Source organism: Variovorax sp. W1I1 (assembly GCF_030815625.1).
GTDB classification, from domain to species: domain Bacteria; phylum Pseudomonadota; class Gammaproteobacteria; order Burkholderiales; family Burkholderiaceae_C; genus Variovorax; species Variovorax paradoxus_C.
On record NZ_JAUSWZ010000001.1, the window covers coordinates 569941 to 591151 of the forward strand.

At 68.2% G+C, this 21211-nt stretch carries 22 protein-coding genes; 10 read left to right on the forward strand and 12 right to left on the reverse strand.

Going from position 1 to position 21211, the window contains the following annotated elements:
• Positions 1–196 precede the first annotated feature (196 nt).
• Entirely contained in the window at positions 197–457 is a 261-nt protein-coding gene (locus tag QFZ83_RS02780) for a ParD-like family protein (protein WP_307502368.1), read from the forward strand.
• Positions 457–1248: a type I methionyl aminopeptidase gene (gene map, locus QFZ83_RS02785; RefSeq protein ID WP_307502370.1), complete on the forward strand. Its 792-nt coding sequence runs from the start codon at positions 457–459 to the stop codon at positions 1246–1248. Before QFZ83_RS02780 ends, map begins: the two co-directional genes overlap by 1 nt.
• 21 nt (positions 1249–1269) lie before the next feature.
• Here map and QFZ83_RS02790 read toward each other — a convergent pair whose 3' ends face one another.
• From QFZ83_RS02790 to QFZ83_RS02805, 4 genes are all read right to left on the reverse strand, one after another.
• The gene (locus QFZ83_RS02790; RefSeq protein WP_307502373.1) at positions 1270–1599 is read right to left on the reverse strand and encodes a hypothetical protein; all 330 of its coding nucleotides are present in this window, start codon (positions 1597–1599) and stop codon (positions 1270–1272) included.
• The gene (locus tag QFZ83_RS02795; protein ID WP_307502376.1) at positions 1569–2738 is read right to left on the reverse strand and encodes a 3-deoxy-7-phosphoheptulonate synthase; all 1170 of its coding nucleotides are present in this window, start codon (positions 2736–2738) and stop codon (positions 1569–1571) included. The genes QFZ83_RS02790 and QFZ83_RS02795 overlap by 31 nt, the downstream gene beginning before the upstream one ends.
• An 86-nt stretch (positions 2739–2824) precedes the next feature.
• Positions 2825–3544 carry a nitroreductase gene (locus tag QFZ83_RS02800; protein ID WP_307502379.1) on the reverse strand — a complete coding sequence of 240 codons (720 nt, stop codon included), beginning with the start codon at positions 3542–3544 and terminating at the stop codon, positions 2825–2827.
• A gap of 82 nt (positions 3545–3626) precedes the next feature.
• The gene (locus QFZ83_RS02805) at positions 3627–4640 is read right to left on the reverse strand and encodes a LysR substrate-binding domain-containing protein (RefSeq protein ID WP_306881670.1); all 1014 of its coding nucleotides are present in this window, start codon (positions 4638–4640) and stop codon (positions 3627–3629) included.
• A gap of 137 nt (positions 4641–4777) precedes the next feature.
• Here QFZ83_RS02805 and QFZ83_RS02810 point away from each other — a divergent pair, with 137 nt between their 5' ends.
• Both QFZ83_RS02810 and QFZ83_RS02815 read left to right on the forward strand, forming a co-directional pair.
• On the forward strand, positions 4778–5773 hold the full coding sequence (locus QFZ83_RS02810) for a tripartite tricarboxylate transporter substrate-binding protein (protein WP_307502382.1): 996 nt from the start codon (positions 4778–4780) through the stop codon (positions 5771–5773).
• Between the two features lie 43 nt (positions 5774–5816).
• Entirely contained in the window at positions 5817–6356 is a 540-nt protein-coding gene (locus QFZ83_RS02815) for a DUF4863 family protein (RefSeq protein WP_307502385.1), read from the forward strand.
• A 10-nt stretch (positions 6357–6366) separates the two neighbouring features.
• Here QFZ83_RS02815 and gcvA read toward each other — a convergent pair whose 3' ends face one another.
• A complete protein-coding gene (gene gcvA / locus QFZ83_RS02820; protein ID WP_307502388.1) occupies positions 6367–7266 on the reverse strand; it encodes a transcriptional regulator GcvA in 900 nt (299 codons plus the stop codon).
• A gap of 101 nt (positions 7267–7367) precedes the next feature.
• Between gcvA and QFZ83_RS02825 the strand changes: the two genes are divergently transcribed.
• From QFZ83_RS02825 to leuB, 4 genes are read left to right on the forward strand one after another with little or no spacing between them, the layout of a single operon-like run.
• The gene (locus QFZ83_RS02825; RefSeq protein ID WP_307502391.1) at positions 7368–8366 is read left to right on the forward strand and encodes a tripartite tricarboxylate transporter substrate binding protein; all 999 of its coding nucleotides are present in this window, start codon (positions 7368–7370) and stop codon (positions 8364–8366) included.
• 26 nt (positions 8367–8392) lie between these two features.
• Positions 8393–9811, forward strand: a complete 1419-nt coding sequence (gene leuC / locus QFZ83_RS02830) for a 3-isopropylmalate dehydratase large subunit (protein WP_307502394.1) — start codon at positions 8393–8395, stop codon at positions 9809–9811.
• 37 nt (positions 9812–9848) lie between these two features.
• Positions 9849–10454 (forward strand): 3-isopropylmalate dehydratase small subunit, encoded by a 606-nt coding sequence (leuD, locus tag QFZ83_RS02835; protein WP_307502397.1) that lies wholly within the window; start codon positions 9849–9851, stop codon positions 10452–10454.
• 24 nt (positions 10455–10478) lie between these two features.
• Positions 10479–11558, forward strand: coding sequence for a 3-isopropylmalate dehydrogenase (gene leuB / locus QFZ83_RS02840; RefSeq protein ID WP_307502400.1), 1080 nt, complete (start codon positions 10479–10481; stop codon positions 11556–11558).
• A gap of 78 nt (positions 11559–11636) precedes the next feature.
• On the opposite strand, the gene QFZ83_RS02845 is transcribed toward leuB, so the two are convergent.
• On the reverse strand, positions 11637–12182 hold the full coding sequence (locus QFZ83_RS02845; protein ID WP_307502405.1) for a MarR family winged helix-turn-helix transcriptional regulator: 546 nt from the start codon (positions 12180–12182) through the stop codon (positions 11637–11639).
• A gap of 125 nt (positions 12183–12307) precedes the next feature.
• On the opposite strand from QFZ83_RS02845, the gene QFZ83_RS02850 reads away from it, so the two are divergent.
• Entirely contained in the window at positions 12308–13297 is a 990-nt protein-coding gene (locus QFZ83_RS02850) for a tripartite tricarboxylate transporter substrate-binding protein (protein ID WP_307502410.1), read from the forward strand.
• Positions 13298–13324: 27 nt separating this feature from the next.
• Here the strand turns inward: QFZ83_RS02850 and QFZ83_RS02855 are convergent, their stop codons facing one another.
• Complete coding sequence (locus tag QFZ83_RS02855; protein WP_307502413.1) at positions 13325–13783, reverse strand: Lrp/AsnC family transcriptional regulator; 459 nt, start codon at positions 13781–13783, stop codon at positions 13325–13327.
• Between the two features lie 110 nt (positions 13784–13893).
• Between QFZ83_RS02855 and QFZ83_RS02860 the strand changes: the two genes are divergently transcribed.
• Complete coding sequence (locus tag QFZ83_RS02860) at positions 13894–14796, forward strand: DMT family transporter (protein WP_307502416.1); 903 nt, start codon at positions 13894–13896, stop codon at positions 14794–14796.
• A 24-nt stretch (positions 14797–14820) separates the two neighbouring features.
• Here QFZ83_RS02860 and QFZ83_RS02865 read toward each other — a convergent pair whose 3' ends face one another.
• The 5 genes from QFZ83_RS02865 to QFZ83_RS02885 all read right to left on the reverse strand — a co-directional run bounded on the left by QFZ83_RS02865 (position 14821) and on the right by QFZ83_RS02885 (position 21154).
• Positions 14821–17946 carry an efflux RND transporter permease subunit gene (locus tag QFZ83_RS02865; protein ID WP_373457523.1) on the reverse strand — a complete coding sequence of 1042 codons (3126 nt, stop codon included), beginning with the start codon at positions 17944–17946 and terminating at the stop codon, positions 14821–14823.
• Positions 17947–17971: 25 nt separating this feature from the next.
• Complete coding sequence (locus tag QFZ83_RS02870) at positions 17972–19126, reverse strand: efflux RND transporter periplasmic adaptor subunit (RefSeq protein WP_373457524.1); 1155 nt, start codon at positions 19124–19126, stop codon at positions 17972–17974.
• A 276-nt stretch (positions 19127–19402) separates the two neighbouring features.
• On the reverse strand, positions 19403–19948 hold the full coding sequence (locus tag QFZ83_RS02875; protein ID WP_307502424.1) for an Rrf2 family transcriptional regulator: 546 nt from the start codon (positions 19946–19948) through the stop codon (positions 19403–19405).
• Between the two features lie 21 nt (positions 19949–19969).
• Entirely contained in the window at positions 19970–20668 is a 699-nt protein-coding gene (locus QFZ83_RS02880; protein WP_306881685.1) for a Bax inhibitor-1/YccA family protein, read from the reverse strand.
• A 156-nt stretch (positions 20669–20824) separates the two neighbouring features.
• The gene (locus QFZ83_RS02885; RefSeq protein WP_307502429.1) at positions 20825–21154 is read right to left on the reverse strand and encodes a hypothetical protein; all 330 of its coding nucleotides are present in this window, start codon (positions 21152–21154) and stop codon (positions 20825–20827) included.
• Between the last annotated feature and the right edge of the window lie 57 nt (positions 21155–21211).

Here is a 21211-nt window from a genome sequence, read left to right on the forward strand (position 1 = left end):
GTTGCTCCTTCTTGCGTGGAAGGTGCCCGCGGTGGTGCCTGGCGTGTGTCGTCCGACGCCGCGAGAAGGTGTTCATGAAGATGCAATGGCTGTGTCGGCGCGCTCCCCTGTAGGCACAAACACCCCCGGTGTCTGGAGCACGCCAGGGATATACGAAGCATATATACTTCGCGCATATTCCATATAGAGGCCGCCGATGGGCATCGTAAAGATTTCAGACCTGATGCACGAGAACCTGCGAGTGGCCGGCAACGCCCTCAGCCGGTCCATCAACTCGCAGGCCGAGCACTGGATGCGCGTCGGCATGCTGACGGAGATGCACCCGGAGCTGGACTACCGGGAAGTCTGCCAACTGCTCATACAGGCTGAACTCGCGGGAGGGCTGGACATCGCCTCGGCCGTCACGGCCCAGGCCGGCAAGCCTCGCTCACCTGCGGCGGTGAACGGAAAACGCTGATGGCGCGCGACATCGTCATCAAGTCCCCCGAGGACATCGAGATGTCGCGGCGGGCCGCCCAGCTTGCCGCGGAGGTGCTCGCCATGATCGAGCCCCATGTCGTGCCGGGTGTGAGCACGGAAGCGCTCGACCGCATCTGCCACGACCACATCGTGAATGTGCAGGGCGCCATACCGGCCAACGTGGGCTACCAGGGGTATCCGAAGACCATCCTCACCTCGGTCAACCAGGTGGTCTGCCATGGGATTCCTTCGCCCGACAAGATCTTGAAGAAGGGCGACATCGTCAACATCGATGTCGCGGTCATCAAGGACGGCTGGTTCGGCGACACCAGCCGCATGTACTTCGTCGGCACCCCCGGCGTGCTGGCACGTCGCCTGGTGGAGACGACCTACGAAGCCATGTTGGCCGGAATCCGCGCGGTCAAGCCTGGCGCGACGTTGGGCGATGTGGGCCATGCCATCCAGTCGGTCGCGCAGCGGGAGCATTTCAGCGTGGTGCGCGAATACTGCGGCCACGGCATCGGCCGGGTCTATCACGAAGACCTGCAGGTGCTGCACTACGGGCGGCGCGGGGAGGGGCTCAGGCTCGAAGCGGGAATGGTCTTCACCATCGAACCGATGCTCAACGCGGGCCAACGTGACGTCAGGCAATTGCCCGACGGGTGGACCGTCGTGACGAAGGACAGGTCCCTGTCCGCCCAGTGGGAACACATGGTGGCGGTAACGCCCGATGGATACGACGTGCTGACGACCTGGCCCGGCGGCACGGGCAGCTACGCGCCGATCTGACGCGCGTCGGTCCGGCCGCTTCTACTCAGGCTGGCCGCGCAAGACCCTGAGTCCGAAATACGCCATGAAGCAGAGCGAGAGCGCAATGCCGGCCACGGGGATCGGCCACGCTACATCGCCGCGTACCAGCACCGCGGCGCACCCCAGTCCCAACAGCAGCGATATCGCAAAACGCACAGCGGGATGCACCCGGTGCCCGATCGCGTCATCGAGGTCCCTGCGATGTGCCCATGCGCGCATGGCGGCCACCAGGGCGCCGATCACCATGGCCGTCGCGATGGCGCCCAGCAGCAATGGCCGCAGACGCTCGTCGGCCCACATCACGCTGACTCCGCGAACGACTTCTTCCATTCAGGCCTTCGGTCTCGAGCCTTCGACAGCTTGCGCCGCGCCTTGACCGCCGAAGCCAGCCCCTCGAGCACCGGCACCGTCTGCGCAAAGCCGATGCAGGCATCGGTGATCGAAACGCCGTGCTTGAGCGCGACGCCGGGCTTCAGGTCCTGCCGGCCTTCTTCCAGATGGCTCTCGATCATGAGGCCCGTGATGCGATGCTCGCCGCCCGCGATCTGCGCCGCCACGTCTTCGGCGACCACGATCTGGCGCTGGTGCTGCTTGCTGCTGTTGCCGTGCGAGACGTCGATCATCACCTGCGGCCGCAGGCCGTTCGCCAGCAGCGCCTGGCAGCTGGATTCCACGTCCGCGGCCGAATAGTTGGGCGCCTTGCCACCGCGCAGGATGACGTGGCAGTCGTCGTTGCCGCGCGTCTCGAAGATCGCGGCCATGCCCATCTTGGTCATGCCCATGAAGGCATGCGGCGCGCGGGCCGCGAGGATTGCGTCGGCGGCCACCTTGACGCTGCCGTCCGTGCCGTTCTTGAAGCCTACCGGGCAGCTCAGGCCCGAGGCCAGCTGCCGATGGCTCTGGCTTTCGGTGGTGCGCGCGCCGATGGCGCCCCAGGCGATCAGGTCGGCGATGAACTGCGGGCTCAAGAGGTCGAGGAACTCGGTGCCGGTCGGCAGGCCCAGCGTGGTCAGCTCCAGCAGCAGGCGCCGCGCGCGCTCCAGCCCTTCGTTGATCGCGAAACTGCCGTCCAGGTGCGGGTCGTTGATGTAGCCCTTCCAGCCGACGGTGGTGCGCGGCTTCTCGAAGTAGGCGCGCATCACGATGAGCAGGTCGTCCTGCAGCGAGTCGGCCACCTTCTTCAGGCGCTGCGCGTATTCGATGGCCTGGTCGTGGTCGTGGATGGAGCAGGGGCCGACCACGACCACCAGCCGGTCGTCGCGGCCGTGCAGCACATCGGCGATCGCCGCGCGGCTGCTCTCGACCAGCGCCAGCGTGTTGTCGCGCACGGGCACGCGTTCCTGCAGCAGCGCGGGGGTCATGAGGGGGCGAACGGCGCCGATGCGCACATCGTCGATCCGGGTGGTGTCGAGCGTGCTGTCGCGGGAGCCGATTTCGGCGTCGTGGAGGGGGTCGTCGAGGCGGGGCATGGTCGTGGCTTTGATTTCGAATGGGGCTCCTGCGATTGTCCGTCCGAAGGCGGCCGCCCCAATCGCCACGCGTTTTCAGTCCCGATTCATGCCTCGGTTGCTCCGCCATCGAAGCCGTGAAAGACCGTGAACGCTTCCACCGGCTCCCTCGGCATCGCGAGTTGGCGCAAGGCCGAACCCTCCTGCGCCCAGCCGAGCGACATGCCGCACACGACGGTCTGGCCCTCGGGCAACGGCAGGCATTCGCGGATGACCGGCTCGTGCCGCACGAACGACACCTGCGGACAGGTGTCGAGCCCGCGCGCTCTCGCCGCGAGCATGAAGGTCTGCAGGAACATGCCGAAGTCGGCCCAGCTGTGCGGCATCAGCCGCGCGTCGATCGTGAAGATGAGACCCACCGGCGCGTCGAAGAACAGGTAGTTCTGCGCCGTCTGCCGGTAGCGCGCCGCCGCGTCCGCGCGGCCGATGCCGAGGGCCGCGTAGTAGCGGGCGCCGAAGTCCGCCTGCCGCGATCTGCATGCGGCGGGCAACTCCGGTGGAAAGTGCTGTGAGGCGGGGAGTTCGTCGCGTTCGTGCGAGCGCAGCAGCGCCTCGCTGAACCGGCGCTTGGCATCCCCTTCGAGCACATGCACGAACCATGGCTGCGTGTTCGAGTTGCTCGGCGCGCAGCGCGCGACCTCAAGCATTTCCACGACGAGTGCCTTGGGAACCGGCGTGGGCTGGAAGGCACGCACCGCCGTGCGAGAGCGGATGACCGCGTCGACGGCGTCTCGCGCTGCGCCGTCCGTAGGGGGAGCTTTCATCATGGCGCGATGCTCGCACGCAGGTGCGCGGCTGCCCATTGAAACTTGCGCAGCATGGGTATGCACGGCATCGGATTTGGGTGGGTCAGCCCTGACGCGTGCCCTGACGCGTGCCCTGATCGCCGCGTGTCGATTCCGCGATTTCCGCGAGCTGTTCCCGGAGCCAGACATGGGCCGGATCGTGCTCGTGCCGCCGGTGCCATATGGCGCGCAGGCTCACGTTCGCCACCTCGTAGGGCAGCGGCTTTGCATGCAGGTCGCCGCGGCTTGCGAAGGCCTGTGCGAGCGGCGCCGGCACGATGGAGAGCATGTCGCTGTCCAGCAGCAGCTCGGGCACCGCGAGCGAGTGCGGCACGGTGACGCGGTAGCGCGGACGCTGGCCGATGGCCGCGAGCGCATCTTCCAGCGCCTGCCGGTCGAACATCTCGGACTGCCGCGCCAGCCCGCGCTCGACGATGTAGCCGCTGACCGCGCCTTCCTCCTGCCCGCCGAGGGACACGGTCACCAGCGGAAATTCCGCGAGGTCGTCGACGCGCAGCCGGCGCCGGCGCAGCGGATGGCCCTTGCGCATGACCAGCACGTCTTCCTGCGTCCACACGGGGCCGCTCTGGAAGCGCGGCGGCACCTCCGCGAAGATGCCGATGGCCAGGTCGATGCGGCCCACGTCGATCTGCTCGGCCAGGTCCAGCCGCGTGGACGGCCGCACGACGAGGTCCACCGCCGGCGCGATGGCGGCCACGCGGCGGCTGAGGCCGACGAGCAGCACCGAGGTCACGTAGTCGTTCGCGGCCAGCACGAAGGTGCGCGAGGCCGTCGCGGGGTCGAAGGGCTGCACGCCCAGCGTGTCGTGAATGCTGCGCAGGGCCTCCCGCAGCGGCGCGGCCATTGCGAGTGCGCGCGCGGTGGGTTCCATGCCGCGGGCGGTGCGGATGAAGAGTTCGTCCTGCAGCGCTTCGCGCAGGCGCGCCAGCGCATGGCTGATCGCGGACTGGCTCAGGTGCAGGCGCTTGCCCGCACGCAGGAGGTTCTGGTCCTCGAAGACGGCATCGAACACGCGAAGCAGGTTGAGGTCCATGCGGTTCGGATTCACTGTGGCCATCTTTTTCTCCTCATGTTGCACGCGCTGCATTGTCGTGTTGCAGATTGATCGCTTCCAGTGGCAGATGCGCGGTGGCACCGTTCGTCCATGCGTTCCTGGCGGGACATGGGCGAGACAAACAACTGGAGCAATCGATCATGGTGCATCACATTTCACGGCGGACTTTCGCAGCGCGCGCCGCGTGCCTCATGCCGGGCGCGGCGCTGTTGCCGGCACTTGCAATCGCGCAGACCGATGCAGCGATGGGGCGGCTCATCGTCGGCTATCCGCCCGGCGGCACGCTCGACCAGACTGCGCGCCGCCTCACCGAATCGTGGCGCACGCAGGGCCGGCCGTACCTCGTGGACAACCGGCCCGGCGCCGCCGGACGCATTGCCAATGCGCAGCTCAAGCGCGAGAAGCCGGACGGCAGCGTGCTGCTGTGCACGCACACCTCGGCGATGACGATCTACCCGCATGTCTACGCCAACCTCGCGTACGACCCCGCGAAGGATTTCAGGCCCGTTGCATTGCTGGCCTCGGCGACCTGCGTGCTGGCCGTGAGCAGCGCCGTGCCGCCCGAAGTGAAGACGCTGGCCGACTACGTGCGCTGGCTCAAGAAAACGGAGACGGGTCGCACCTACGCATCGCCCGCGGCCGGCTCGCTCGCGCAGTTCCTGGGCTATCGCTTCTCGCAGGCGGCCGGCGTGCCGCTCACGCATGTGGCGTATCGCGGTTCCGCGCCCGCGGTGCAGGACCTGCTCGGCGGTCAGATCCCCGCCTACATCGGTTTCGTGGGGGACTTTCTCCAGTACCTGGAGAGCGGCAAGCTGCGCCTCCTGGCCGCGAGCAGCGAGCGCCGCTCGCGCTTCTTGAAGAGCGTGCCGACCTTCGCGGAGCAGGGCTTCGACACCGTGACCGGGCTCGAGAGCTATGGCGTCTACGCGCCTGCCGCGACACCGGAGAAAACCGTGGCGGCGCTCGCCGAAGCCACGCAAACCGCATCGCGCGACAGCACGCTCATTGCAGGCCTGTCGCAGATCGGCCTGGAAGCCGCCTACCTCGGGCCGGCCGACTGCACGCGCCTCATCGCCACCGAGCGGGAGCGATGGAAGCCGGTGGTCGCGGCTTCCGGCTTCCGGGCCGACGAGTGAAGCAGCCAAGAAGAACTCTCGAAGCAAAAAGGAAAAACCACCCATGACCGACCAGGAACAACTGATCGAAACCAGCCTCCCGTTTCTCGCGGAAATCCAGAACATGACCACTGGAACCGAGGTGGAGCAATGGCTCAACGCCACGTATCCACCGGGCTCGCCGCTTTATGACGAGCTGGCCAGGCTGGTGAAGGCCGGCGTGCGCGACGGCTGGGCCGCCAACGTCGAGATCCAGGGGCGCAAGTACCGGCGCGCGCGGCTTTGCGATCCGTCGGCGCGCACGTTCAACTTCAGCATCACCGCGGTCTACATGGACAGCATCGGCAACACGCAAGGCAACCCCGAAGAGAGCTTTCGCGGCGACTACCACGCGCACCCCTACGGCGAATTCAACATGGTGGTGCCGCTCAATGACGGCGCCGCCCTGGCGGGCCCCAACGGATGGTGCTACGGCGGATGGACCGCGCCCGCGCCGGGGAGCCATCACTATCCGGAGGCGAAGGGCGGCGCGGTCATCGCGCTGTTCTACCTGCCGGCGGGGCGGATCTCCTACGACATGAAGGCGCCGGGCATCTCCTCGTAGCGCAGGTCGCTCAAGCCTCGCTGGTCGCGGCTTCCGCTGCGATCCAGCTCTCGAAATCCCGCACCCGCTGCGGCACCGGCCGGTCTGCGCGCCAGGCCATGAAGTAGCCGCCCTCGGTGGGAACGCGCAGGTCGAAGGGCGCGACCAGCCGGCCGCTGGCGAGGTCGTCGCGCACGAAGGCGAGCAGCCCGACCATCACGCCCAGTTCCTCGGCGGCCGCCTGGTAGGCCATGGCGGCGTTCTCGAACTGCAGGCCCCGCCGCGTGTCGATGCCGGGCGCGCCGGCGGCCGCGAGCCAGGTCTGCCAGTCGTTCGGCCGGTTGAGCGAACTGAGCAGCGCCTGGTGCGCGAGGTCGCTCGGCTGCTCGAGCGGCGGTTCGCGCCGCAGCAGCGCCGGCGCGCACACCGGCAGCAGCGTTTCGCGGAACAGCAGCCGATAGCCCGGACCGACCGGCGGGCTCGGCTCCGAATGGATGCTCACGTCGATGTCGTCGCGGTCGAAGTCGGTCGGCTTGTGCGAAGTGGTGATCTGCACATCGATGCGCGGATGCAGCGCATGAAAGCGCGCGAGCCGCGGAATCAGCCAGCGAATCGCGAAGGTCGGCGGCAGCTTGATGCGCAGCAGCCATTCGTCGGGACTTTGCTGCTGCAGCTGGCGGGTGCCGTGCTCGATCTGGTCGAGCGCCACCCGCATGCTCGCGAAATAGCGCTCGCCGGCGGGCGTGAGGCGGATGCCGTGCCGTCCGCGCTCGAAGAGCTGCACACCGAGCCAGTCCTCCAGCGTGGCGATGTGCCGGCTCACGGCGCCCTGCGTCACGAACAGCTCATGCGCGGCGCGCGTGAAGTTGCCGCAGCGCGCCGCGGCCTCGAAGGCGCGCAGGGCATTGAGCGGGGGGAGTTTGCGTGTCATGAGGTATGAAGTTTACTCATGCCTGCATGCATTTATTGTGATTGCGAGGCGGGCAGGTCGAGGCATAGCATGCGCTCATTACAAAGACAGGAGACACCGCCATGACGATGAAGAAACTGCATGTCTGCATGCGTTCTTGCCTGATGACCGCCGTGCTGCTCGGCGCGCACGCCGCCGCGTCGGCCGACGACGCGGCCGTGAAGAACTATCCCTCGCAGCCCATCAAGCTGATGGTGCCGTGGCCCGCGGGCGGCGGCGTGGACACCACCGCGCGCATCGTGTCCGAGCTGCTGGGCCATCGCCTCGGCCAGCCCTTCGTGGTGGACAACCGCGCCGGGGCGGGCGGCAACATCGGCACCGAGCTCGCGGGGCGGCAGAAGCCCGATGGCTACAACCTGCTGATGTCCTCGATCAGTCCCAACGCGGTGAACATCAGCCTGTACACCAAGCTCGGCTTCGATCCGGTGAAGGACTTCGAGCCGATCGTCTACGTCTCGGCCGTGCCCAACATCCTCGTGGTGCCGGCCAACTCGCCGTTCAAGACCGTCAAGGACGTGATCGATGCGGCGCGCGCGAACCCGGGCAAGCTCAACTACGGCTCGGGCGGCATCGGCTCGTCGCAGCACCTGGCTGCCGTGCAGTTCGCCGCGGCCGCGAAGATCGACATCGTGCACGTGCCCTACAAGGGCACCGCGCCGGCCGAGGCCGACCTCGCGGCGGGCCATGTGTCGCTGATGCTCGACACCACCACCTGCCTGCCCTTCATCGCCGGCGGCCGCATGCGCGCGCTGGCCGTGGCCTCCAAGATGCGCAACCCCGCACTGCCCGATGTGCCGACCTTCGACGAGGTGGGCCTCAAGGGCGTCTACGCCTCGTCGTGGTATGGCCTCTCGGCGCCGGCCGGCACGCCGCGTCCGATCATCGACAAGCTCAACGCCGAGGCCAATGCGGTGCTCAAGTCGCCCGAGCTGCACAAGCGCATGGCCGCCTTCGGCGCCGAGGTCGGCGGCGGCACGCCCGAGGACTTCGGGCGCTTCATGGCGAGCGAGACCAGGCGCTATGCGGAGATCGTGCGCATCTCCGGCGTGAAGCTCGACTGATCACTCCTTCATCTCTTCCTTTTCCCATGTCCCTCGCTCCCCGCACCCTCTTCGACAAGATCTGGCAGCCGCACGTGGTGATGCAGCGCGACGACGGCCAGAGCCTGCTGTACGTCGATCGCCACCTGGTGCAGGACGGCTCCGCGCCCGCCTTTGAGATGCTGCGCCAGCGCGGCCTTCCGGTGCGCCGCCCGGACCGCGCCTTCGCCACGCCCGACCACTACGTGCCGACAGATTCGCGCGTGCTCGCCGACATTGCCGACCCCGAGAAGCGCGCGATGGCACAGGCGCTGCAGGACGACAGCGCGGCCGCGGGTATCCGCTTCTTCGGCCTGGACGATCTGCGCCAGGGCATCGTGCATGTGGTGGGGCCGGAGCAGGGCCTGAGCCTGCCGGGCAGCGTGATCGTCTGCGGCGACAGCCACACCGCCACGCACGGCGCGCTGGGCGCGCTGGCCTTCGGCATCGGCGCCTCGGAAGTGGCGCATGTGCTCGCCACGCAGACGCTGTGGCAGCGCAAGCCCCGCACGCTGCGCGTGACCATCGATGGGCGCTTGTCCGAAGGCGTCTCGGCCAAGGACATCATCCTCGCGGTCATCGCGCGGCTCGGTGCCGCGGGCGGCACGGGGCACGTCATCGAGTACGCGGGCGAAGCGATCCGCGCGCTCTCGATGGCCGGGCGCATGACGGTGTGCAACATGTCCATCGAGGCCGGCGCGCGCGCCGGCATGGTGGCGCCCGACGACACCACCTTCGAGTGGCTGGCCGGCCGGCCCGAGGCGCCGCAGGGTGCGGCGTGGGACGAGGCAGTCGCGCGCTGGCGCCAGTTGCCCAGCGACGACGGCGCGGTGTTCGACACCGAGCTGCGCCTCTCGGCCGGCGACATCGCGCCGATGGTCACCTGGGGCAACAGCCCCGAGGACGCGCTGCCGATCACCGGCCGCGTGCCCGACCCGGCCGAAGCCGCCACCGCCGAGCGCCGCGCATCGATGCAGCGCACGCTCGCCTACATGGGCCTGGAGGCAGGGCAGATGCTCGACGAGGTGGCGGTCGATCGCGTCTTCATCGGCTCGTGCACCAACGGCCGCATCGAGGACATGCGCAGCGCCGCCGAGGTGGTGCGCGGGCGGCGCGTGGCCGAGGGCGTGGAAGCCTGGGTCGTGCCCGGCTCCGGCCTCGTGAAGCAGCAGGCAGAGGCCGAGGGGCTCGATGCCGTGTTCCTGGCGGCGGGCCTGCAGTGGCGCCATGCCGGCTGCTCGATGTGCCTGGGCACCAATGGCGACCAGGTGGCCGCGGGCCAGCGCTGCGCCTCGACGTCCAACCGCAACTTCGTCGGCAGGCAGGGGCCGGGTTCGCGCACGCACCTGATGAGCCCGGCGATGGCCGCCGCCGCCGCCATCACCGGACGGCTGACCGACGTGCGCAGCCTGCTCGCATCGCACTGACAGACAGACAAAAAGACAACCTTCGAACAGCCATCTCATGGAAGCTTTCACACGACTCGAAGCGCTGGCGGTGCCGCTGGCGCGCGCCAACATCGACACCGACCAGATCGTGCCCGCGCTGTACCTGCAGAAGCCGCGGTCCGACAACTTCGGCGACTATCTTTTTCACGACGTGCGGCACGACGCGCGCGGCCGGCGCCGCGACGAATTCGTGCTCAACGCGCCGGTGTATGCCGATGCGCGCATCCTGGTGGCCGGGCCCAACTTCGGCTGCGGCTCATCGCGCGAGCATGCGGTCTGGGCGCTGTACGACGGCGGTTTTCGCGCGGTGATCGCGCCGAGCTTCGGCGACATCTTCTTCAGCAACGCATTGAAGAACGGGCTCTTGCCGGTGCGCCTGCCCGAGGCCGTGGTGCAGCGGATGCTCGACGACCTGCTCGCGGCGCCGGGCACCCGCATGGCCGTCGACTTGCGCACGCAGACCGTCACCGGTCCGGGCGGCCGCGTCGAGCCCTTCCACATCGATCCGTTTCCGCGCCAGTGCCTGCTCGAAGGGCTGGACGAGATCGACTACACGCTGGCGCAGCACGCCGCCATCGACGCATTCGAGCAAGGCCGCGCACGCGGCGCGGCTCCTCTTTGAAGCAGTGATCCTGAAAGGTTTGAAATGAAGATTGCAGTGATGCCGGGCGACGGCATTGGCCGCGAAGTCACGGCGCAGGCCGTGAAGGTGCTCAAGGCAGTGGTGGGCCACGGCCAATCGCTGGAACTGGTGGAAGCGGCGATCGGGCAGGCCGGCATCGATGCCGCCGGCGATCCGCTGCCCGCGGCCACGAGCGAGATTGCGCGCAAGGCCGACGCCATCCTGTTCGGCTCGGCCGGCATGCCCGGCGACGAGGAGATCCCGTTCATGATGCGGCCGGGCGCGAGCCTGTTGCGCCTGCGCAAGGAACTGGGGCTTTTCGCCAACTTCCGGCCGGCTTTTCTTTTCCCCGAGCTGATCGGCGCTTCGACGCTCAAGCCGGAGGTGGTCGACGGGCTCGACCTGATGATCCTGCGCGAACTCACCGGCGACGTGTACTTCGGCGAGCCGCGGGGCAGCGGCCTCAACGCCAACGGCGAGCGCGAAGCCTTCAACACGATGCGCTATTCGGAGCCCGAGGTGGAGCGCATCGCGCACGTCGCATTCCGCACCGCACGCACGCGCGGCCGGAAGCTCTGTTCGGTCGACAAGGCGAACGTGCTGGAGGTGATGCAGCTCTGGCGCGAGGTGGTCACGCGCGTGGGCAAGGAATATCCCGACGTCGAACTCACGCATCTTTTCGTCGATGCGGCCGCGATGCAGCTGATGCGCGCGCCCAAGCAGTTCGACGTGATCGTCACCGGCAACATCTTCGGCGACATCCTCTCGGACGCCGCCGCGATGCTCACCGGTTCCATCGGCATGCTGCCCTCGGCATCGATGGCGGCGGGCAGCTTCGGTTTGTACGAGCCGGTGCACGGCACCGCCCCCGACATCGCGGGAAAGAACCTCGCGAATCCGCTGGCCTCGATCCTGTCGATGGCGATGATGCTGCGCTTCTCGTTCGACCAGCCCGGCAATGCAGGGCGCGTGGAAGGCGCGGTGCGCCGCGTGCTGGCGGACGGCCTGCGCACCGGCGACATCTTCCAGCCGGGCTGTACCCGCGTGGGCACCGAGGAGATGGGCGATGCGGTGGTGGCGGCGCTTGGAAGGGCCGTCGCCTAAGGCCTGACGCAGCATCAGCACCGGGATGTGCCGGTGCACGAGCAGGCGCGCGAGGCTTCGGGCGCGAATGCGCGCCGCTCAATTGCCGCGCTTGGGCCAGTGGTGGCGCGTGCCGCCCGCGCGGCGGTCGGCCTTTTCGGGCACCACGCCTTGCGCGCTCAGTTCGGTGCCGCGCACTTCGAGCCGGCGCAGGCACTGGAGAAAGATATCGATGTGCGCGGCGTCGATGCCGTCGAGCAGTTCGCTGTTGAGGCTTGCGACGCGTGGAAACAGCTCGCCGAAGAGTTGCCGGCCCGAAGGGCTCAGGCGCACATGCACTTCGCGGCGGTCCTCGGTGTCCTGGCGGCGCTCGACCAGCTTCTTCTCGGTGAGGCTGCGCAAGCCCCGCGAGGTGCGCACGCGGTCCAGGTCGAGCCGCTGCGCGAGCGCCGAGGGCGTGATCTCGCCGACCTCCGCGAGCGTGCTGATCATTCCCCACTCGCGGCGCGTGATGCCGAAGCCGCCCTCGACCATGCGGGTCACCATGCCGCTGCCGGCGCGCGCCGCACGCGACAGCCGATAGAGCAGCAGGTCGTCCAGGGAACGGGGAGCGCGCAATGCGCCCGCATCGGGAAAAACTGACATTGGGGAGATCGCAAGGGTTGTGGCTGCGCCGCCTCGGCGGCCGATGGTGGATTAGATCAACTATTTGTTACTTGCGTATAAACAAAGTAACAGAAACCGGTCTGTCGCCGGAAGCAGGACATCTCGTGGCCATTCTTTTTTCCCGGCGAAAAATCACCGCATGGTGCGTCGCCGCTCTTGCCTCTCTCGCGGCTTGCGGCGCCTTCGTGCCCGCGCATGCGGAAAACCTGGATGCACCACTCGTGCTCGTCGTCGGCTATGCGCCCGGCGGCAGCACCGACCGCATGGCGCGGCTCATCGCGGAGCGCCTGAGCCCCAAGCTCGGCGTGCCCGTGACGGTCGAGAACCGCCCCGGCGAAGGCGGCCGGCTCGCGGCCAAGCAGATCAAGCGCGCACCCGCCGGCGAGAACGTGCTGATGCTCGGCAACCCCGCCGTGATGGTGGTGGCGCCCCTGGTGTTCAAGGACCTGGGCTACGACCCCGACAAGGACTTCGTGCCGGTCTCCCAGGTCAGCAGCTACGACTTCGCGCTGGCCGTGGGCAACAAGCTGCAGCTCGACCGCGCGATGTTCCTCGTGGGCCGGCTCTGGGCGCATCCGGAAGAAGCGGTCTTCGGCGTGCCGGCCACCGGCAGCCTGCCGCACTTCTTCGGCCTCATGGTGGGCGATGCGCTGAGCGTGCAGCCGCAGATCAAGGGCTACGGCGGCTCGGCGCCGCTCGCGGCCGACCTGAGCGGCGGCTCGCTGCCGATCGCCATCGACACCATGGACTCGCTCTACGCGCAGCACGTGGCCGGCAAGATCCGCATCCTGGCCGTGTCGGGCAAGAAGCGCGCGAGCTTCGCGCCCAACGTGCCGACCTTTCGCGAGGCCGGCATGAAGATCGATGCCGACGGCTGGAACACCTTCTTCGCGCCGAGCACGATGCCGCAGCCGAAGGTGCAACTGCTGGCCACGAAGATCCGCGAAGTCATGCAGGACCCGGGGCTGCAGAAGGCGGCCGATGCGCTCTACATCACGCCCGTCGTGAGTACTGCCGCGGAGACCGCGCAGATGCTCAAGGCCTACCGTCAGCAATGGGAGCCGGTGGTGCGACGCTCGGGCTTCGCGCCCTGATGACCCTCGCCGCGGGTGCGGCGGCGTTCAGCGGCCGGAAATCTCCGGCGGCCTCAGCGGCGGCAGCCGCCTCGCAATGGTGTGCGCCTTCACGATCGCGGTGTTGGTCTCGGCCTTCGCCGCGATGTGGTCGAGGATGCCGTCGAGCTGCTCGATCGATTGCAGCAGCAGCCGCGCAATGAAGCAGTCTTCGCCCGTGACCTTGTCGCACTCGCAGAACTGCGGCGTGTCCTCGATCAGCTTCTGCACCGCCTGCAACTGGCCCGGCAGCGGGCGGATGCGCACGATGGCCTGGAACTGGTAGCCGAGCGCCTTCGGATTCAGCGCCAGCGTGTAGCCGCGGATCACGTCGCGCTCTTCCAGCCGCCGCAGCCGCTCGGCCACGCTGGGGGAAGAAAGCCCGACCTGCAGCGCGAGATCCTTGAGCGACATGCGCGCGTTGGTGCCGAGGGCTGCGAGGATGTTTTCGTCGATGTCGTCCAGCATGGGTCGATCTCCGTGGTTGGCGGGTTGTGCCTAATTTTCGATGGCAACCGGCCGTCTTTGCCTTTTTAAAAGCATTCTCATCCGCTGCCAAAGCTGGCACGCTCGAAGCCATGCAAACCAAGCTTCGCGGCGCGCTCGAGATGAGCGCCGCCATGGTGATTTCCGGAACCATCGGCTGGTTCGTGGTGCGCTTCAACCAGCCGCTGGTCGACGTGCTGTTCTGGCGCTGCGTGTTCGGCGCCGCCACGCTCTTCGTCGCCTGCGCCGCGCTGGGCGTGCTGCGCCGCGGCCTCACGCCGCGCACCTTCGCGCTGGCCGCGTTCGGCGGCGTGGCGCTGGTGGTCAACTGGCTGCTGATCTTCGCGTCGTTCTCGCGCGCATCGATCTCCATCGCCACCGCGGTTTACAACACGCAGCCCTTCATGCTCGTCGCGCTCGGTGCGCTGTTGTTCTCCGAGCGGCTGACGGCGATGAAGGTGGCGTGGCTCTGCATCGCGTTCGCCGGCGTCGTGCTGGTGGCGCAGGCGAAGGGCGGCGGGAGCGTCGACGGCTCGGCCTATCTCACGGGCGTGCTGATGGCTTTGGGCGCCGCCTTCTGCTACGCGGTGGCCGCGATCGTCGCGAAGAAGCTTGGCGACATGGCGCCGCATCTCATCGCGCTGATCCAGGTCTGTGTCGGCATCCTCATGCTCGCGCCGTTCGCGAATCTGCGGGCGCTGCCCACCGACGCGGGCACCTGGGGCGTGCACCTCACGATGGGCGTGATCTACACCGGGCTCGTGTTCATCCTGCTGTATGGCGCGATCCAGAAGCTGCCGACGACGGTGGCCGGCGCGCTGTCGTTCATCTATCCGCTGGTGGCGATCGGTGTGGACTTCGTGGCCTTCGGCCAGCGGCTGACGCCGGCGCAGCTTGTCGGCGCGGCGGCGATCCTGATCGCGGCGGCCGGCATGACGTTCGGATGGCGCCTGCCCGGGTTGTCGCGCGGCGCTGCCGCGGCCCGGCCGCGCTGAGACCGCGCCGACCTGCGCAGTTGATCAGCCCGCAGGCACCGCCTTCGTCTTCGGTCCGCCCCATCGCGCAGCCGCCCGCTTCACCAGCAGATAGAACAGCGGCACGAAGAAGATCCCCAACGCCGTCGCCGCGAGCACCCCGCCGAACACGCCGGTGCCGATCGCCGTCTGGCTGCCCGAACCCGCACCGGTGGCGAGCGCCAGCGGAATCACCCCGGCCAGGAACGCGAGCGAGGTCATCAGGATCGGCCGCAGCCGCAGGCGCGCGCCTTCGGCCACCGCTTCGAGCAGCGGCACGCCGCGCCGCAGCGCCGCTTCCGCGAACTCGATGATCAAAATCGCGTTCTTGGCCGACAGCCCGATGGTCGCGAGCAGGCCGGCCTGGAAGTAGATGTCGTTCGACAGCCCGCGCAGCGCCGCAGCGATCACCGCGCCGAGCACGCCCAGCGGAATGACCAGCATCACCGAGAACGGCACCGACCAGCTCTCGTAGAGCGCCGCGAGGCACAGGAACACCACGAGGATCGACAGCGCGAACAGCAGCGGCGCCTGCCCGCCCGACAGGCGCTCCTGGTAGGAGAGCCCGCTCCATGCGTAGCCCGTGCCGCTCTGCTTCTTCGCGACGGTCTCGATGGCGGTCATGGCCGTGCCCGAGCTCATGCCCTGCGCGGCGGCGCCCTGGATCTGTACCGCCGGCACGCCGTTGTAGCGCTCCAGTTGCGAGGCACCCTGGCTCCAGCGCGTGGTGGCGAAGGCGGAGAACGGCGTCATCGCGCCGGTCGCGCCGCGCACAGACCACTGGCGGATGTCTTCCGGCGCCGAGCGGTAGGGTGCATCGGCCTGAACGTACACACGCTTCACGCGACCGCGGTCGATGAAGTCGTTCACGTAGTTGCCGCCCCAGGCCGTGCCCAGCGTGGTGTTCACATCGTCCAGCGAGAGCCGCAGCGCCGAAGCCTTCAGCTGGTCGATGTCGACCTGCAACTGCGGCGTGTTGGCGATGCTGTTGGCGCGCACGGACTGAAGACGCGTGTCTTTCTTCGCGTCGCGCACGAGCTTCTCGCGCGCCTGCACGAGCCGCGTGGCGCCCATGCCGGAGGTGTCCTGCAGCCAGAACTCGAAGCCGTTGGATTCGCCCAGCCCTTCGATGGGCGGCGGCACCATGCCATGGACCTCGGCGTCGCGCTGCTGCGCCGAGAGCGCGGTGCCGGCGCGTTCGCTGATGGCCTGCGCGCGCTTGTCCGCGCCACGCCGCTGCGACCAGTCCTTGAGCGAGACGAAAGCCATGCCTTGGTTCTGTCCCGAGCCACCGTAGCTCCAGCCCGAGATCGTGAAGATCGTGTCGGTGGTGTCCTTCTCGGTCTCGAGAAAGTGCTTCTCCACCGCCCGGTTCACCGCGTCGGTGCGGCCCTGCGTGGCGCCCGCCGGCAGCGTGAGCTGCACCATCACGCTGCCCTGGTCTTCCTCGGGCAGGAAGCCGCCGGGCAGGCTGAGGTAGAGCGCCCCCATGCCCGCCACGATGGCCAGGTAGATGGCGGCAAAGCGCCAGGGCTTGCCGAGCATGCGGCCCAGCAGCCCGACGTAGCGCCCTTGCGCCGCATCGAAGCGGCGGTTGAACGTACCGAGGAAGCCGCGTGTGCGCGGCGCCGTGCCCGCCTTCAGGAAGCGCGCGCACAGCGCGGGAATCAGCACGATGGCGACCACCACCGAGAGCGCCATCGACGCGATGATCGTCACCGAGAACTGTCGGTAGATCACGCCCACCGAGCCACCGAAAAACGTCATCGGCAGGAACACCGCCGACACCACCACCGCGATGCCGATCAGCGCACCGGTGATCTCGCCCATCGACTTGATGGTGGCGGCCTTCGCGTCGAGCCCTTCTTCATGCATCACGCGCTCGACGTTCTCCACCACCACGATGGCGTCGTCCACCAGGAGGCCGATCGCCAGCACCATGCCGAACAGCGTCAGCACGTTGATCGAGTAGCCGAAGGCCGCGAGCACGCCGAAGGTGCCGAGCAGCACCACCGGCACGGTGATCGCGGGGATCACCGTGGCGCGCCAGTTCTGCAAGAAAAGGAACATCACGACCACCACCAGCGCGATGGCTTCGAGCAGCGTCTTGATGACCGACTGGATCGAGATCTTCACGAAGCGCGTCGTGTCTTCCGCATAGGCCACGCGCAGGCCCGCCGGCAGCGAGGCTTCGAGTTCGGCGATGCGCGCCTTCACCGCATTCGCGGTGGTGAGCGCGTTGGCGCCGGGCGCGAGCATCACGGCCGAGCCCGCGGCGGGATGGCCGTTCAGGCGCGTGGTCTCGGCATACGACTCGCTGCCGATCTCCACGCGTGCCACGTCGCCCAGCCGCACCACGGCGCCGTCGGCCTGCGTCTTGAGCACGATGTCGCGGAACTGCTCGGGCGTCTGCAGCCGCGAGAGCGCGGTGACCGTGGCGTTGAGCTGCTGCTTCGCCGACGAGGGCCGCGCGCCGATCTCGCCCACCGACACCTGCGTGTTCTGCGCGGCGATGGCGGCCGTCACGTCCGAGGGCATCAACTGATAGCTCGCGAGCCGGTGCGGATCGAGCCAGATGCGCATCGCATACGCGGCGCCGAAGGCCTGCACCGAGCCCACGCCATCGACGCGGCTGATCGGGTCGCGCAGGTTGCTGGCCATCCAGTCGGCGATGTCGGTGTCGGTGCGCTGGTCGGTCTGGTCGTAGAGCGCCACGATCAGGAGAAAGTTGTTCTGAGACTTCGCCACCGTCAGGCCCTGCTGCTGCACCGCCTGCGGCAGGCGGCTCGTGGCCTGGCTGACCTTGTTCTGCACCTGCACCTGCGCGGTGTCGGGGTCGATGCCCTGACGGAAGGTGGCGCTGATCTCGGCCCAGCCGGCGGAGCTGCTGGTCGACTTGAAGTACAGCAGGCCGTCGATGCCCTTGAGTTGCTGCTCGATGACCTGCGTGACGCTGGTCTCCAGCGCCTGCGCCGAGGCGCCGGGGTAGTTGGCGGAGACCACGACCGTGGGCGGCGCGATGTCCGGGTACTGCGACACCGGCAGCGTGCGAATGGCCACGCCGCCGGCCAGCATGATGAGGATGGCAATGACCCAGGCGAAGACCGGGCGGTGGATGAAGAAATTCGCGATCACTGCAGTCTGCTTGTCTTGTGTTTCATTCGGCGGCGGTGGTGGCAGCCGTGGCCGCCTCGAGGGACACCGGCACCGGCTTCACCTTCTCGCCGGGGTGCGCGCGCTGCAGGCCGTCGACCACGAGGCGGTCGCCTTCGCGCAGGCCTTTGCTCACGATCCATTGGTCGCCCGACGCGCCGCGCACTTCGAGCGGCCGCAACTCGACCTTGTCGCCTGCGCCGACCACCAGCGCGGTCGGCTCGCCCTTTTCGTTGCGGCTCACGCCGCGCTGGGGCGCAAGGACGGCGTGGCGTTCCACGCCGGCCTCCACCTGTGCGCGCACGTACATGCCGGGCAGCAGCAGCCCCTGCGGGTTCGGAAATTCCGCGCGCAGCGTGACCGAACCCGTCGCTGCATCGACGCCGACCTCGGTGAACTTCAGCGTGCCTTCGTGCGGATACGGCAGGCCGTCTTCCATGCGCAGCGTCACGCGCGTGCTGGCCGGCGCCATGTCGCCCGAAATGAAGCGGCGCTTGAGCTTCGTGAGCTCCAGGCTCGACTGGATGACGTCGACGTAGATCGGATCGAGCCGCTGGATCGTCGCCAGCGCCGTCGCCTGCCCCGGCGCGACGAGCGCGCCTTCGGTGATGGAAGAGCGCCCGATGCGCCCCGCGATGGGCGCTGTGATGCGCGTGAATTCGAGGTTGATGCGCGCCGCCTTCACCGCCGCCTGCGCGGCCTTCACGCCCGCCTGGGCCTGCGCGAGCGCGGCCTGGGCTTCATCGTGCTCCTGCCGGCTGACTGCGTTGGCCTTGACGAGTTCGCCATGGCGCTCGGCCTTGCTGCGCAGGCTGGCGATGCTGGCCTGCGCGGTGGCGAGCGAGGCCTCGGCCTGCTCGTGCGCGGCCTCGAACGGGCCGGGCTCGATCTCATAGAGCACCTGCCCCGCGCGGACCATGCCGCCTTCCTCGAAGAGGCGCTTGCGCACGATGCCGTTGACCTGCGGCCGTACCTCCGACACGCGGAATGCCGCAGTGCGGCCGGCGAGTTCGGTGAGCACCGGCACGTCGCCGGCGTGCAGCGTCACCACGCCGACTTCGCCCGGTGCGTCGGCAACGGCGGGGGCCGGCTTGCCGCCGCAGGCCGCGAGCGCGAGAGAGGCGAGCAGGGAAAGAGAGAGCAGCAGCTTGGAGGTTATGGGTGTCTGGAATCGCGGTGCGAGGCCGTCCGGCGCAGCCCGGGAAAACCCCGGTTGCGCATCGATTTCGCACCTGAATGGTGCATTCTGCCTGGGGCGCTGCGGCGCGATACGGCGCATGGCACGGCTTTTGTAGGGGCAAGCAAACGAAAAAAAGCCAACGCTGGCACAGCCTTGCGGCTGCCCGAAACGTTGGCGGGGCGCCGGCACGGTGGCCGGCGATTTGGCTAGGAGGTACTTCCGACTCGCCGTCAGCGCGGCGAGGCAGAGCGGTAACTAACTGGCGCGTTGCTGGCGCCGGCCCAGTGCGAACACCGAGTTCGGCGCGTCCACGACGAACGGCTTGCGCACCGGCGTGCCGACCACGGTGGTCCGCCTGCTGCCGGCCACGCTGGTGGCGGCCTGCACGCCCTTGGCCTTTTGCTCGTCGACCAGGCTCTGCAGCGAGATCGATTTCAGGAACTCGACCGCCCGCAGGTTGACCGAGGCCCAGAGCTCCTCGACCTCGCAGCGGCCGCTGTCGTCCACATCCGCGCCGGCGCGGCGGCGCGTGGTCTCGTTGCCGTGGTCCTCGATGGACAGCACGATGTCCGCCACGCTGATGAGCGCGGCCTTGCGGCTGAGCGAATAGCCGCCGCCCGGACCGCGCGTAGATTCGACCAGGTCGTTTCGGCGAAGCTTGGCGAAAAGCAGTTCCAGGTACGACAGCGAGACCCGTTGGCGCAGGCTGATCGAGGCCAGCGTGACCGGACCCGAGCGGCCGTGCAGGGCGATGTCGATCATCGCGGTGACCGCGAAGCGGCCCTTGGTGGTGAGGCGCATGGAAGGCTCCCTTCTTGAGCGTTACTCGTCCCGGCCGCCGCCCATGCCCAAGAGGGCGAGCAGTGCCTGGAACACGTTGTAGATGCTGAGGTAGACGCCCAGCGTGGCGGAGATGTAGTTGGTCTCCAGGCCGTCCTTCACGCGCTTGAGGTCATGCAGGATGAAGGCCGAGAAGATGCCGATGGCGGCGACCGCCAGCGTCATCATCAGCGCGCTCGACTGGATGAAGAAGTTGGCGATGCCCGCCACCAGCAGCAGCACGGCGCCGATGAAGAGCCACTTGCCCATGGCCGACAGGTCGCGCTTGATGACCGACGACAGCGTCGCCATGCCCAGGAAGATCGCGCCGGTGCCGGCAAAGGCCGTCATCACCAGGTTCGCGCCGTTCGAGAGACCCAGCACCGAGCCCACGAGGCGCGACAGCATCAGCCCCATGAAGAAGGTGAAGGCCAGCAGCACCGGCACGCCGGCGGCCGAGTTCTTGGTCTTCTCGATGGCGTACATGAAGCCGAAGGCGCCCCCGAGGAACACCATGAGGCCGATGCCCGGGGACATGGCGCGTGCGAGGCCGGTGGAAACGCCGATCCAGGCGCCGAGCACGGTGGGCACCATCGACAGCGCGAGCAGCCAGTAGGTGTTGCGAAGAACGCGGTTGCGTTCCTGGGCCGACGCGATGGGTGCGTCGAAGCCGGGGTGGTAGGTGGGTTGTCCGTTGTTCATTCTGATTCCTTGATCGGGCGTTCCGGCGGTGCGGGAACGCGGTGTGGCACGGGAAAAGCGGTGTGTTCGCGATGCGAGCTCGGTTGCCGGAATGCGGCGACGCGGTCGAATCGAGAAGAAGGCGGGAGCCGCAAAGGCTCCGGTCGCGGCGGAGCCTTAGGCGACCAGGGCGGCGGCGCGGGGTGGCCGCTTGGGCCGATCGAGGAGCGGCGAGAGCGCGGGCGTCAGGGCGAGTCCGCGCGGCTGCTCAGAGAGGAAAAGGGGCACTGCCAGGGGATGCCGGGCATCGACCAGTTCGACGTGCTCGGAACCCGCCTCGTCATGGGAGGGGAGTTCGTCCGCCAGGTCCATGGCGTCGCTCACGAATGCATCGGAGAACGACATGCTGGTGGTTGCACAGGTCTGCATGTCTGCGCCCGCATGCGCGGGATGCCCGGCGCCCATCAGGCCCTGCGCGAACACGGCAAGGCCGTAGCAGGACAACATGAGGGTGAGGACAGTAGCGGCGAACCAGCGTGACATGAAGCCGCGATTTTACCCGGC